Origin of the sequence: Sphingobacterium sp. UBA865, assembly GCF_002295765.1 — a bacterium.
In the GTDB taxonomy this organism is placed as follows: Bacteria; Bacteroidota; Bacteroidia; order Sphingobacteriales; family Sphingobacteriaceae; genus Sphingobacterium; species Sphingobacterium multivorum.
Window position 1 is genome coordinate 260,791 of sequence record NZ_DBGB01000010.1, and the last position, 13,710, is coordinate 274,500.

Here is a 13,710-nt window from a genome sequence, read left to right on the forward strand (position 1 = left end):
AAGATGAGACGACATAATTTTAGTTATAGCAAGTGTAGCCTATTTTTGCTGACGATCAATCTATTATTTGCTTGTAAAAAGGAAGAAAACACGACGAATTTTGACAATAATAAGGTCAACTTGGTCGTTGCCGATAATTTTAATTTATCGGTATTTAATGCTGCATTGCGCGTCAGTAATATGGATAAAGAGCTGCAAAAGGGCGAAGGTCCCTATACTTTGCTTGCTCCATCCGACAATGCCTTTGGAAAGGCGGGTTATCCAACTGTGGTGAGCATGCTGTCTGAACGCGCAGCAATAGTTTCTAATATCGCTAATTATCACATACTGGATGGAAAATATGAGCTCAATAAGCTTCCTTTTCTGTTTAATCAAGAATTGAAAACACGTCGCGGTAAGGTCTATGCCACACACTGGGTAAAAGGAGCCGATACAGTACTGACGCTGAATGGAGCACGTATATTGACACAAAATTTGCCTGCATCTAATGGACTGATTCAAGTGCTCGACCGCGTTATGACCCCCTATGTACATGATAAGATTGTCGATGCTATCAACGCAGATGCGAGTATCAGCATATTTGCTCGTGCTATAAAAAGGACCGGCATTTTATCCGAAAAAAAAAATCAGGGAGCCTATACGGTTTTTGCACCGAATAATGCTGCTATGAATCTGCTGGGATTTCAATCCGTGCAGGATGTGGAGCTGGCCAATTTAGACGACCTGAAAAAGATAGTCCGCTATCATATTCTCCATGACCGTCGTTTTGTTTACGACTATATCTTGAGTACGGGTGATACAAATATGTCTAAGCAAACCATGCTAGATGGTAACAGTGTTGACATTAAGTTGGTTCCAAATACCAGTTCTCCGGGCTCTTTTAGCGGCATAACACTTCGGGGTTTGGGGAATACAAATGATGTCTTATTACAGAAACAGGATATCCTTACCGGAGATGGGGTACTACATATTGTTGATCAGGGGCTCCGGCTAACACAGTAATAAGAAGATTTATCTAACGAATTAATGAAACATAGCAATGAATAGATATCAAAATGACAGTATATGCATAGGAAGATCAACCATGACTTTCTATCCTATAATGTCAATACTAAAGCTAATTTTACTCTTTTTGTTTCTTTTGCAAGCGCTCAATTCTTTTGCGCAGGAAACTTCGGGTACAATTAACGGAAAGGTGCAAAGTAGCAGTGGAACTCTTGTGGAGAAGGCGACCGTTACTGTGATACACACACCAACAGGGACCCGTTATGTGCAATCGACCGATAAAGATGGACGTTTTACTTTAAATAATATTCGTATTGGCGGTCCATATACAGTTGATGTAAGTAGCATTGGATTACAAACAGAACGTAAAGAAAATATATTTGTGCGTTTGGGAGAAACCTTGCAGACGGATTTTATTATGCAACAGCGTAATGAAACACTTAGTGAGGTCGTTGTGACTGGTCGGAAAGCTGATACAAGGGCTGGGACAGTAGGGACGGGAAATCATTTCAGTGGCGCGCAAGTAAGGAATATGTCTACAGTCAACCGTTCGATTACGGATGTAACTCGGCTTACACCGCAAGGAAGTCGCGATAATAGTTTCGGTGGTACAAACTTTAGGTATAATAATGTCACGATAGACGGTGCCATCAATAATGATGCAATAGGTTTTAGCCCCTCTCTTGGCGGACAAACGGGGACCTCAGGAATGGCGGGGAGCAGTACAAGAACAAACCCCATATCAATAGACGCCATCCAGGATATGCAAGTATATTTGGCTCCCTACGATGTCAAGATCGGAAATTTTACAGGCGGTTCGGTCAATGCTGTCACGCGAAGTGGTACAAACCAAGTTGAAGGATCGGTTTACGCCTATGGACGGAATGCCGCGTTAACGGGTAAGGACCGGGTGGGAACTTTGGGGAAAATGAATAAAGATTTTTATGATTATCAAACAGGTTTCCGAATAGGGTTTCCTTTAATAAAAGATAAATTATTCTTTTTCAGTAATGAGGAGTTTACCAGGCGCCAAGATCCTACGCAGTTGCGTGTTGGGACTATCGAAACAGCTCATATTTTGGAGCAGCGCGATGTAGAAGCAATAGCCGAAGCCGCTCGTTCTCGCTATGGTGATATTTTTAATATTGGAACCGCAGGTAATTATACAAATTGGTCCCGGTCAACCAAGTTTTTCAATCGTTTAGACTGGAATATAAATGCCAAACATCAGTTGGCAATCCGTAACAATACAATCTTTAGTAAGGCAACTCATATGGATCGGGATCAACAGGATTTTCGGTTCAGTAGTATGGCCTTTGAACAAGAAAACAACCAAACAAGTACCGTTGCAGAATTGAAAAGTAGATTCAGTAATAATCTTTCTTCCAATATTGTGTTGGGATATACACAGGTAAATGATCGACGTGACCCGTTAAGTGATCCTTCCTTACCTCAGGTACAGATACAAGGGCGTACACCGGGCACAACAATTTATCTTGGAACTGATCGTGAAGCTAGTATATTTAACATGCGACAAGGTACCTGGGAGATTACGGCCAATCTAAATTGGACAAAAGGCAGGCATAAATTGTTATTTGGAACACATAATGAGCTTTATCGCATTCGGTATGGGTTTGTTAACAGCTGGAATGGCCGGGTTGATTACAATAGTATTGCAGATTTCGTCGCGAATTTTCCGTATCGCGTAAGAGGAAGTTACAACTATAAGGATAATTCACACTCTTACATTTTGGATCATCCCGCGGCTAACTTCTCTGTTGATATGTATAGTCTCTACATTCAGGATGAAATCCGTATAAATGATCGTTTCCAAATCATACCTGGACTCCGTGCGGATTTGGCAGCCTTGCCAACAATGCCGACACGAAGTGATAAAGTCAATGACATGTGGTCTGACCCCACTTTTGGTAAAACCTACACCTATACACCACCGAATCGGTTAAGAAATGAGTTTCTAAATAGGATACAGTTGTCTCCGAGAATTGGCTTTCGATGGGAGGCAATGGACGATAAACAACTGACTGTCCGGGGTGGTGCCGGTTTGTTTACAGGGCGTATACCATTTGCTTGGCTGGCTTATGCATACTATAATACGGGGAACAGTTACGGCGCTTTCGATCAAAAAGCAGATCAGAAACCATTTGCACCTGGGTCTGACCCTATAAAGCCAAGTCCGAATGGAATAGGTGAGTTTATAGCGCAGAATGGCGCTGTCATTAATGATCCAAGTACCGGAAAAACGCAGGTTGATCTGGTCGATAACAATTTTGTACTGCCGCAGGTGCTGCGGTCTAGCTTGGGTATAGATTACAAGGTTGAGAGCTGGAAATTTACGGTTGAAGGTATTTATACAAAGAATATTAAAGATGTTCTATTTCAGCAGCTGAACAACAAGGATAACCCATTATGGTATGGATATGACGTCAACAAACAACAACCTGTTTATAGCGGTACTGTGGATAATCGTTTCTCGAATGTATATCTTCTGAGTAATACCAATCAAGGCTACCGCTACAGTATAACAGGGACCATTGGAAAAACGATCAAAGAAAAAATGAATGCTACACTGAGTTATACCTATGGAGAATCGAAGGATTTAAGTAATGGCGTACGTAATTCTATGGAAAGTAACTGGCAACTGAATCAGTCACTTATTCCTAATAATCCAAAGTTAGCTTACAGTAATTTCGATATCCGTCACCGTATCGTTTCGAGTATAAATTACGAACAAATTTGGCGTAATGCAGGACGTACGAATTTTACCTTGTATATCAGTGCGCAATCTGGAAGTCCATTTACCTATGGTATCGTCAATAATAGCATACAAGGCTTGCCGCAACAAGTAAGTTTGGTTTATATTCCAAGACAGACGGAAACAATTCATTACTTTAAAGATCTTGCAAATGGTCTTTCTGCTCAGCAGCAAGCAGATGCTTTTAATCGGTTCATTGATGGTAATGATTATCTAAGCTCTCGTAGAGGAGATTTTACAGAGCGTAATATGGGACGTACGCCATGGAATGTACAGGCAGATCTACGAATTGCACATGATCTCTTTCTTCAGAAGTCAAAGAAACGATTTATAACATTTTCGGTGGATGTTATGAACTTGACTAATCTAATCTCCAAGAAATGGGGTATTCAATATTTCTCGCCCAATACATTTAACTCGACGAGTAGTGTGGGACTTACCCCATCATTATTTCCGCCGAGGCAAAATGCTGATAGCTGGCCCGTATTTACCTTTAGTGATCCTGGGCAGCCTTATAGCATCGATTATTTTAACTCAAGAGCACAAATACAATGTGGGGTTCGATATACATTCTAGTTTGGTCATTTGGGAAAAACCTAAAAGGATAGCGGATATATAGTTATAAGAAATTATTCCAATGAAAAATACAATTAATCTAGTCATCATATCTATTTGGATGGCTATTGCGACGATCAGTTGCAGTAAAAAGGAAGAATTGGTCGATAAAATTCCGGCTAAAGTGGATAGTTATTACCCCAATTCTGGTAAAGCTGGCACACTAGTTACGATTGAAGGACAGGGCTTCAGCGGGGCAATTACAGAATTTTCTGCAACAGTTGCAGGGGGGGCAGCAGAGGTCATTAGCGCTACTTCAACATCGGTTGTTTTACGTGTGCCAAAAGGGGACAAAAGTGGCGGAATTGTCTTGAAGTATGGAAGTAATAGTTTTGATGTCGGTACGTATACCTATCAAGATCTTTCAGTCTCAAAAATTTTTCCGACAAATGGTACAGGCGGCACCCAGCTACGGATTGATGGGGAGGGGTTTGGTAGTACAGATAAACCTGCAGAAGTCTATGTTAATGGCAAAAAAGCTTTAGTTGTGAGTGTTACAGATAAATTAATCGTTGCAGAAATTCCCGAAGATGCAGGGTATGGTGCTGTAGAAGTTCGTGTGGATGGTAAAAAGTCTCAAGGACAGAATTTTACTTATCAGGTCGTCCGCAGTATTAAACCATTAACAGGTGGGGCGGGAACCAAAGTTACCCTAATGGGGGAAGGCTTCGAAAAAGTCAGTTCGGGGAATATCGTTGATTTCAATGGAAAGATTGCGGTCGTATTGGAGTCTAGTCCTGAAAAAATTGTGGTAGTGGCTCCAGCTGGCGTCAGTACCGGACCTCTATCCGTGAATATCAATGAACAGAAGATTTCGGGTCCGAAATTTACGGTTGTAGGCAAGCCTGAAATCGGCGCTGTCTCTCCTTTGAGTGGGCCTAAAGGGGCTGAAATGACAATAAGCGGGCTATTATTTAGTAAAGAACTTGGCGAAAATCAGGTTTTTATAAATGGGAAGCAAGTTGCTATTTCTTCAAGTAGTGAAAATCAGCTGAAGTTGATCATTCCTGGCGGAACTGGATCTGGAAAGGTAAGGGTTGTAGTCAACGATCAATCCGTGGAAGGACCACAGTTTAAAGATCAGACGCTTGGTATTCGTTCTATAAGTCCGGACAATGGTTTGGCGGGAACAAGTGTAACGTTATTGGGCACTGGATTTAGTACAAATGCTGCCGAAAATAGGGTTTATTTCAACGGTGTTTTGGCCCCTGTGACAGGTGCTAGTGAGAATAAGTTGGTTATAGAAGCACCACAGGGTGTTGCAACAGGCGAGGTAAAGGTAATCGTTGGCGGTCAGGATGCTTTAGCACCGCAACCGTTCCGTCGCGCAGGTGTAATGACATTCGTAGGGGGGCCAGGAAGTACGGTATTCGGCAATAACCTAGCTGGAATGGCGATAGATGCGCAGGGAAATTTATATGTCGCAGATCCAGAGAATAAACAAGTTAAAAAGGTATCTCCGACTGGAAGTGTATCTATTTTGCAGGTAGATGGTGCCAATGCTGTATTCGACTATCCTACAGGAATAGTTGTTGACACGCAAAATAATATTTATGTCAGCGATCAGCGATCAAATCAGATTTTTAAAATTACAGCTGCGGGCAAACGCACTATACACGCAAAAGGATTTTCTCCGGGTGCAATGTGTTTAGATCTGTCAGGGAATTTATATGTGGCAGTAGCTGGTTTTGCGCAGGGAATAAACAAAGTCAACCTGGCTGGAGGTTATACTAAGGTACCTGGACCTAGTTGGGTAATGGCAAAGCCCTTTGTAGATAGTCAAGGAGTTTTGTATTATTCGGATCAGAATACGAGCAGCAATAACGGGATTGAAATTGTAAGACCGGGTGTTACACGTGGGGAACGTTGGGTAGGAGGTTCGGATGCAGGTTATCAAGATGGGATTGGAACGAACACATATTTCAACGGAATAGGCGGTATCACAGCAGGATTAAATAACAGATTGATTGTTGCTGATAACTACAACTATGCTATTCGGGAGGTCAATATGTCAACACGGGAAGTGACTACTTTGATAAAGGGAACGAATGGATATGTGGATGGAACTTTGTCTACAGCGCGGTTTGGTCTAATAAAAGACATAGTCGTAGATAAAGATGGTAATATCTATCTTCTGGATGTTGGTAATAAAGCTATTCGGAAACTGTTTCTGAAATAATAACTATACAAATCCCCGATGCAACCGTATTGTTTTTTAGGAGACCCTCTCTTTGAAAATAATGCAGAGTATATGTCGGGGATTTAGCTATTCTAGCAAATTGACAATGATTAAAGTGTATTATTCGCAAGTAAAAAGTCTCCGTAGAAATCGGGGATATTGCTGTCGTAAATTGCATTTGCGACAGCTGTTATTGGGTAGTTTACTTTAACGATCTCGGCATTAATTTCTTTTTCAGATAAGGTTATTATTGTGTAAGTTGCTTTTCTGTCTTTTTCTTTACTACGTCCGACGGAACCACAATTGATAAACAAGACATCTCCATCCTGTTGAATATAAGAATGGTGTGTATGTCCCATCACCAGAATATCGATTGCTTTTTGCTTTAATTGAGTTGATAGAGCACATTTTTGGGTTGATTCATGGATGTATTCGTCATTGCTTTGGAGGCTGGCATGGACAAGAAGTATTTTCCTAAAACTCGTTCCAAGTTTGAAGGTTAGTTCAATGGTATAGGGTAATGTTGCTAGCCATTTTTTATGAGGGGCCGATATCTCCTTCTTACTTAGCTTGATGGCGATTTCTCGATTTGAAGTCTCTATTACATCATGGTGTGGTAAAGGGATAATGGCTTCGTCAAAAGCAATTCGTTGGTCATGGTTTCCCAGTAGACATGGAATGTTTTTTTCTTGTATTCTGTCAATGACTTCATTGCCCCAGGGAGCGAAATCAACAAGATCACCTAAGCAGTAAATTTGTGTTAATCCTTTATTTTTGATATCTGTTAATACCGCATCCAATGCAATTAAATTGGCATGAATGTCACTTATTATGGCAAGTTGTATCATATTCTTATGCTACAAACATAATCATTCGGATAGTCAGTCAACGTACACTTTAAGAGGTAAAGAAGAAAATGATAATAGCATTATAATTTTTATTCTAAAAGAGGAGGAACTGGATGGGATTGGTGAAGAAATACTGTTAAATAAGCACATATCGAATAGCCTCAGATATGTGCTTATTTAAGTGATACGTTACTAAAGATTCATCCCGCCCGATACTTCAATGCGTTGTCCGTTGATCCATCTTGCATCTTCTGTACAAAGGAAGGCCACCACTCCACCGATATCATCGGGTACACCAGCACGTCCTAAAGCTGTAACAGCTGCAATATGCGCATTTGTTTCTTTGTTATCCCGCACATGCCCGCCACCAAAATCAGTCTCGATTGCGCCAGGAGCAACGACGTTTGCTGCAATACCTCGAGGACCGAGTTCTTTGGCAAGATACCTCGTGAGTACCTCGATTGCCCCTTTCATCGAGCCATAGGCAGATGATCCCGGAAATGCAAAACGGGCGAGGCCAGAGGAAATATTGATAATACGTCCGCCATCATTCAAATAGGGAAGAGCTTTCTGCGTGAGAAAAAATACCCCTTTATAATGGATATTATAAACTGTATCAAATTGTTCTTCTGTGGTTTCTATAAAGGGTGCATATAAGGCAGTGCCCGCATTATTGATCAAAAAATCAAAATTAGACTTTCCCGTTTGTTGTAGCAAATGTTGCGTAACCCGTTCAATAAAGCCATTAAAGGACTGCACATTTCCTGCATCCAATTGGAATGCAGCTGCATGTTGCCCTAAAGATTGTATCGTAGCAACCACATGATCCGCTTCCTCCTGATTGCTATTGTAGGTTAAAATGATATCGATTCCTTTTTTTGCAAGGCTAACAGCCATGTTTCTACCTAAACCACGGCTTCCGCCTGTTACCAATGCTATTTTGTTTGTAGCCATTTTAATTTGTTTTAAAGATTCAATAGCACAAAGATCCGCCGAAAAGTTGAGCCTTTCCTTGCGAAATGCAAATGGATGTTTGCGAAATTCAAATTATAACGTTTGGGAACGAAAAATGTTTGGGGCAAAGCTGGTTTGCTTTTTGAAAAAATTGGAAAAATGGGCGATCTCCTCAAAGCCAAGTGAATAAGCAATCTCAGATATATTCCAATCGGTTTGTCGCAGTAAAATTTTTGCTTCCTGTGTGACTCTGGCTGCGATGACATGGCTGGTTGTTTTTCCAGTATTTTCCTTTAAAATTTTATTCAGGTGGTTGACATGTATGGCCAGTCGTTCCGCAAAATCATTAGCTGTTCGTAGTTGTAGGCGTTGCATCGGAGATTCAAGTGGAAATTGTCTTTCTAGCAATTCTACAAATAATGAAGTAATCCTATTGGAGGCGTTGTGTGTAGGATTTGTTATACTTTTGGGTTGCAGCTTTTGGCCATAATGGACGATTTCAAGCACATAATTTCGCAACAGATCGTATTTAAAAACGTAATCTGAAGATAGCTCTTTATTCATTTTTAGGAAGATTCCCTCTATTTCAATGCGTTGTTCTTCTGATAGTTGGAAAATCGGAAGGCCGCCTGGTTGAAAGATCGGCAAATCATCTATGATCACACCACTTTTATTCCTTGCCAGAAATTCATCGGTGAAAACGCAAAAATAACCTTTTTGATGCTCATCTTTCGGTATCCAATGGTAAGGAACCTTAGGAGTAGCAAATACAAGTGCCGATTCATCGATTTCGATTACTTTGTCGGCATATTCGGCCGTGTTTTTTCCTGTGATTAAACTGATTTTATAATACGTTCGCTTATTGTAGGGCATGATCGGTTTATCTTTCAACTTAGCGGCAAGTTCCTCATAACTGAACACATTAAAATGACCAATCTCTCTTGCGATCTCTTTTGGGATACTCGCATTGATCTCCCGATAAAATTGTTCGATGGAAGTTGTTTTCATTTAAGCCCTATTTGCAATAATCAAATGTAGTGCTTTTAGATTACATTCGGTAACACTGTACTTTTTTTGAGATTTTGCTATTCTCATTTTAATGTAAATTGCAAAATTATATTTTGCACAATATAAATCCTTACCATACATTTGTACAAACAAAACAAATTAAAATATGAAAACGTTATATAACATCGGTGCGACAGCCAAGGGAGGACGAAATGGTCAGGTAAAAAGCGAAAATGGTGTATTGGATTTAGCTGTTCGTATGCCAAAAGGTCTAGGCGGGGCCAATGATGATTATGCCAATCCAGAGATGCTTTTTGCGGCTGGTTATGCGGCATGTTTTGATAGTGCCTTGAATTTAGTGATTAGATCAGAAAAAGTAAAAGCGGGCGAAACTTCGGTAACAGCCCATGTGAGTATCGGACAATTGGATAATGGTGGTTTTGGTTTGGCTGCAGAATTACATGCAAATATACCTGGTGTAAGCCTGGAATTAGCGCAACAATTGATTGAAAAAGCACATCAAGTTTGTCCCTACTCAAATGCAACAAGGGGTAATATGGATGTCAAATTGACGGTATCAACTAACGAATAATATATGAATTATATTGCCAACGTGCTTACAGCACTCGTACTTTTAGAACATGTATACATTGTATGGATGGAAATGTTTGCTTGGGAAACTGCAGGAAAACGTAGTTTTGGAAAGGCTCTTCCGGCAGAATTATTTAAGCCAACGAAGGGGCTTGCTGCAAATCAAGGGCTCTACAATGGCTTTCTGGTTGCAGGTTTAGCCTGGTCTTTTTTAATCAATGACCCCATCTGGAGTTACAATGTATGCCTGTTCTTTTTAGGATGTGTCCTTGTTGCCGGTGTTTTTGGCGGAATTACAGCGAGCAAAAAGATATTTTTTGTACAAGGAGTTCCTGCATTGTTGGCGTTGTTATCCGTTATTCTCTTAAAATAAAACTATAATTATATGTCATTAATAGAAGATTTACAATGGCGTCATGCTGTGAAAGCATACGACCCGACAAAAAAAGTTAGTCAGGAAAATGTAGATAAAATCGTTGAGGCTGCACGCTTTGCACCTACTTCTTCGGGTTTACAGCCATTTAAGATATTGATTGTTGAAAATCAGGCATTGAAAGAAGAACTGGCAAAAGGAGCACTAAATCCAGACTGTATGCGTGAATGTTCACATGTGCTTGTTTTCGCTGCCTGGGATCGTTATACGGAAGAACGTATTGATAAAGTTTATGATTTTACAACGGATGAGCGGGATTTGCCAAGGGGACGCTTTGGTTCTTATACGGACAAGTTGAAATCTATTTATTTGAGTGAAGCTGCCGAAAGAAATTTTGCACATACTGCAAGACAAACTTACATTGCTTTAGGTTTGGCGTTGGCTCAGGCAGCTGAACTTCGTGTCGATTCCACACCCGCCGAGGGTTTTGATAACCAAGTCGTGGATGAGGTTCTACAATTAGAAAAGCATGGACTAAAAAGCGTTTCATTGATGTATGTTGGCGTGGCGGACTCTTCGAGAGATTGGATTTCGACGATGAAGAAGGTTCGGGTTCCTAAGGAAGAGTTTGTTGTTGAATTCAAATAAACCGCAAACAACTTTTTCAATCCCTCAGAAACTCAATATATTTGCAAGATGGATGATTTATTAAAATTAGACAAACAACTCTGTTTTTCCGTGTATGTGCTACATAGAGAAATTATGCAGCAATATCGAACTATTCTTGAAGAGATTGACTTGACCTATCCACAGTATATCACGATGATGGCTTTATGGGAGAATGATGAGCAGACAGTAAATCAATTGGGGGCTAAGTTATTTCTAGATAATGGAACGCTTACACCACTATTGAAGCGCTTGGAGGCTAAAGTTTTGCTTACACGAACACGAAGCAAAGAAGATGAACGCGTCGTGAAGATACAGCTTACAGCACAAGGATTGCAATTGAAGGAAAAGGCGAGCTGTATTCCCATGCAGATTTTTGAAGCCCTTAAGCTCGACTATACTGATATGGTTCAGCTTAAAGCTTTGGCAGAAAAAATCGTGGATAATGTTGGGAATAGCTAGTTTTTATACGATATGAAATCAAAAAAGGATTAAATACACCTGCCTGTATTTAATCCTTTTTTTGTGCTATGGATTGTCTTGAGCGATACATGTTCTCGTTCCTTTTATTATACATCATATTAGCATATTTCGGATTTTTTCATACGACTGTAATGTGGAGATTCGTGGTATGGAAAATATCATTCAAAAGATAGAAGATCTAAATTGGCCTTTGATTACAGAAGAGATGCATAAGCATGGTTATGTGGTTATACCAAACCTGTTGACAGCTTTACAATGCGATCTATTAAAAAAAGGGTATAGCGATTCGACGCTCTACCGTAAAACTGTCGTTATGGAAAGGCATCGATTCGGATTAGGGGAGTATAAATATTTTGACTACCCACTACCTGAGTTGATTCAAACGATTCGATCTCAACTTTATCCCTATCTTACCGTCATTGCTAATGCCTGGTTTCGTGCGCTGAAAATCGATATATCATTTTCATTGAAACATGAAGACCTTTTGACGGATTGCCGTTTGAAAGGACAAGAAAAAGCAACAGTATTGATTTTGAAATATGGTCAAGGAGGTTTCAATACGCTACATCAAGACTTGTATGGAGCGGTTTACTTTCCGATGCAGGTGGTTTTGATGTTAAATGAGCCAGGAGTCGATTTTATGGGCGGAGAATTTGTATTAACACAACAAGTTCCACGGGCTCAATCAAAGGCAATTGTTTTGAAACCTAAAAAAGGTGATCTCGTTTTATTCGCAACAAATTTTAGGCCTGAGAAAGGACGAACGGGTTATTTTAGGGTTAATATGAAACATGGGGTGAGTGAAGTCACAGCCGGTGAACGCCATGCGTTGGGTATTATTTTTCATGATGCCGAGAAATAAATCCCACACAATGGAATGGCATAAAAATATAACAGATGCTTCATTGCGCGCCAAGATTCGAGCGGGAGAAATTCACTTTGGTGGCAATAAAAAGCTAAAAATTTATGGATTGCTTTGCTGTATTTCGGGAAAACGGATGAAGCGGGAGAACAGGGTCTTTTTTTCCACTGAGCAAGAAGCGCTAAAACATCAATATCGCCCTTGTGGGCACTGCTTAAAAGCGAACTACGTTGAATGGAAGGAAGAAAATAAAAGATTTGATAAAGTGTAGTTCGCATTAAGTTTGATTATATAGAGAATCTAAGTAAATCAAATTTGGAAAAAGCATCTTATGTCAAATTCCTTGTATATTGTTGAATTTTGTGTTTATCTTGAGACGGGATTAATTATCGTAGATCAAAAGAAAAATGCGTTTATATTCGATTGCTGTTTATTTTATTTTTTCGACTCTGCTGTTGATAAGCTGTGAAGAGGGGAGGCGAGATACTAAAGTATTGAGTTATATGGCTCATAGTAAACGTGACAGTGCTCGTTTGGATCTTAATCTTTTTGAGAGCCGTTTTCATGGTAAATTGTTCTTTTATAGACCTGGAGGTGAGGTTGATTCGGGAGACATTCGCGGCAATATCCAAAAAGACACTTTACTTGGGGACTATTATTATACGCCATTTGGCTGGGGACAGAAAAAAAGAAGACCCTTTGCTTTATTAAAAAAAGGGTCTCTGTATATTTTAGGTACAGGTAAGGAGCAAGTGTATATGGGAATTCCACATTATATACCTTCAACCATCAATTTCCAAGACCCAAAGTTCATCTTTGAGAAAGTTAATCACTAGCCTCTTATCATCTAAATTAGGCGTCTACAGTATATTTTTTAATCGAATATATTGTAGTAGCATAATGGTTTTTCCATCTATGATTTCACCTGTATCAATCATATGTAGTGCTTCTTCAATATTGATTTCTAGAATTTCAATATGCTCTTCCTCTTCTTCTAAACCACCGCCATCACCAACTTTCATGTTATTGGTGTATTCTGCTATAAAAAAATGTAGAATTTCAGTTACAGAACCTGGAGACATATAAGCTTCAAAGATCTTTTTTGCTTCCTTGATCTGATAGCCTGTTTCTTCTTCTGTTTCCCTTCGTATACAGTCGTGGGGAGAATCTTGATCAAGTAGACCTGCACAAGCTTCGATAAGCATGCCTGACTCATTCCCGTTGATGTAAGTTGGTATTCGAAATTGTCTTGTTAATATGACTGTTTGAGCACTGGTATTATAGAGTAAAATGACGGCTCCATTGCCACGATCATAAGCTTCTCGACTTTGTGGATATAATGGTGATATTGAC

14 protein-coding genes are annotated in these 13,710 nt (G+C 39.9%); 10 read left to right on the forward strand and 4 right to left on the reverse strand.

Annotation, left to right across the window (positions count from 1 at the left end):
- Positions 1-3: 3 nt before the first annotated feature.
- From B2O97_RS05035 to B2O97_RS05045, 3 genes are all read left to right on the forward strand, one after another.
- Entirely contained in the window at positions 4-1,002 is a 999-nt protein-coding gene (locus B2O97_RS05035; protein ID WP_115049750.1) for a fasciclin domain-containing protein, read from the forward strand.
- Between the two features lie 100 nt (positions 1,003-1,102).
- Positions 1,103-4,354, forward strand: a complete 3,252-nt coding sequence (locus tag B2O97_RS05040) for a TonB-dependent receptor (RefSeq protein WP_286767053.1) — start codon at positions 1,103-1,105, stop codon at positions 4,352-4,354.
- 61 nt (positions 4,355-4,415) lie between these two features.
- Entirely contained in the window at positions 4,416-6,572 is a 2,157-nt protein-coding gene (locus tag B2O97_RS05045; protein ID WP_115049753.1) for an IPT/TIG domain-containing protein, read from the forward strand.
- A gap of 110 nt (positions 6,573-6,682) precedes the next feature.
- On the opposite strand, the gene B2O97_RS05050 is transcribed toward B2O97_RS05045, so the two are convergent.
- The 3 genes from B2O97_RS05050 to B2O97_RS05060 form a co-directional block, all read right to left on the reverse strand.
- Complete coding sequence (locus B2O97_RS05050) at positions 6,683-7,420, reverse strand: metallophosphoesterase family protein (RefSeq protein ID WP_046671713.1); 738 nt, start codon at positions 7,418-7,420, stop codon at positions 6,683-6,685.
- 192 nt (positions 7,421-7,612) lie between these two features.
- Complete coding sequence (locus B2O97_RS05055; protein WP_046671712.1) at positions 7,613-8,374, reverse strand: SDR family NAD(P)-dependent oxidoreductase; 762 nt, start codon at positions 8,372-8,374, stop codon at positions 7,613-7,615.
- A gap of 93 nt (positions 8,375-8,467) precedes the next feature.
- Positions 8,468-9,382, reverse strand: coding sequence for a helix-turn-helix domain-containing protein (locus B2O97_RS05060; protein WP_070565164.1), 915 nt, complete (start codon positions 9,380-9,382; stop codon positions 8,468-8,470).
- A gap of 166 nt (positions 9,383-9,548) precedes the next feature.
- On the opposite strand from B2O97_RS05060, the gene B2O97_RS05065 reads away from it, so the two are divergent.
- The 7 genes from B2O97_RS05065 to B2O97_RS05095 all read left to right on the forward strand — a co-directional run bounded on the left by B2O97_RS05065 (position 9,549) and on the right by B2O97_RS05095 (position 13,193).
- A complete protein-coding gene (locus B2O97_RS05065) occupies positions 9,549-9,974 on the forward strand; it encodes an organic hydroperoxide resistance protein (protein WP_046671710.1) in 426 nt (141 codons plus the stop codon).
- Positions 9,975-9,977: 3 nt separating this feature from the next.
- A complete protein-coding gene (locus tag B2O97_RS05070) occupies positions 9,978-10,346 on the forward strand; it encodes a DUF1304 domain-containing protein (RefSeq protein WP_070565167.1) in 369 nt (122 codons plus the stop codon).
- 12 nt (positions 10,347-10,358) lie between these two features.
- Complete coding sequence (locus tag B2O97_RS05075; protein ID WP_046671708.1) at positions 10,359-10,994, forward strand: nitroreductase family protein; 636 nt, start codon at positions 10,359-10,361, stop codon at positions 10,992-10,994.
- A 48-nt stretch (positions 10,995-11,042) separates the two neighbouring features.
- Positions 11,043-11,474, forward strand: coding sequence for a MarR family winged helix-turn-helix transcriptional regulator (locus B2O97_RS05080; protein ID WP_112373596.1), 432 nt, complete (start codon positions 11,043-11,045; stop codon positions 11,472-11,474).
- A gap of 169 nt (positions 11,475-11,643) precedes the next feature.
- Entirely contained in the window at positions 11,644-12,357 is a 714-nt protein-coding gene (locus B2O97_RS05085) for a 2OG-Fe(II) oxygenase (RefSeq protein WP_172462286.1), read from the forward strand.
- A 10-nt stretch (positions 12,358-12,367) separates the two neighbouring features.
- A complete protein-coding gene (locus B2O97_RS05090) occupies positions 12,368-12,628 on the forward strand; it encodes an Ada metal-binding domain-containing protein (RefSeq protein WP_115049755.1) in 261 nt (86 codons plus the stop codon).
- A 232-nt stretch (positions 12,629-12,860) separates the two neighbouring features.
- Positions 12,861-13,193, forward strand: a complete 333-nt coding sequence (locus tag B2O97_RS05095; RefSeq protein ID WP_147282059.1) for a hypothetical protein — start codon at positions 12,861-12,863, stop codon at positions 13,191-13,193.
- Between the two features lie 24 nt (positions 13,194-13,217).
- Here B2O97_RS05095 and B2O97_RS05100 read toward each other — a convergent pair.
- Positions 13,218-13,710, reverse strand: a 493-nt coding sequence (locus B2O97_RS05100; RefSeq protein WP_286767054.1) for an NUDIX domain-containing protein, incomplete at its 5' end; no start/stop codon positions are given.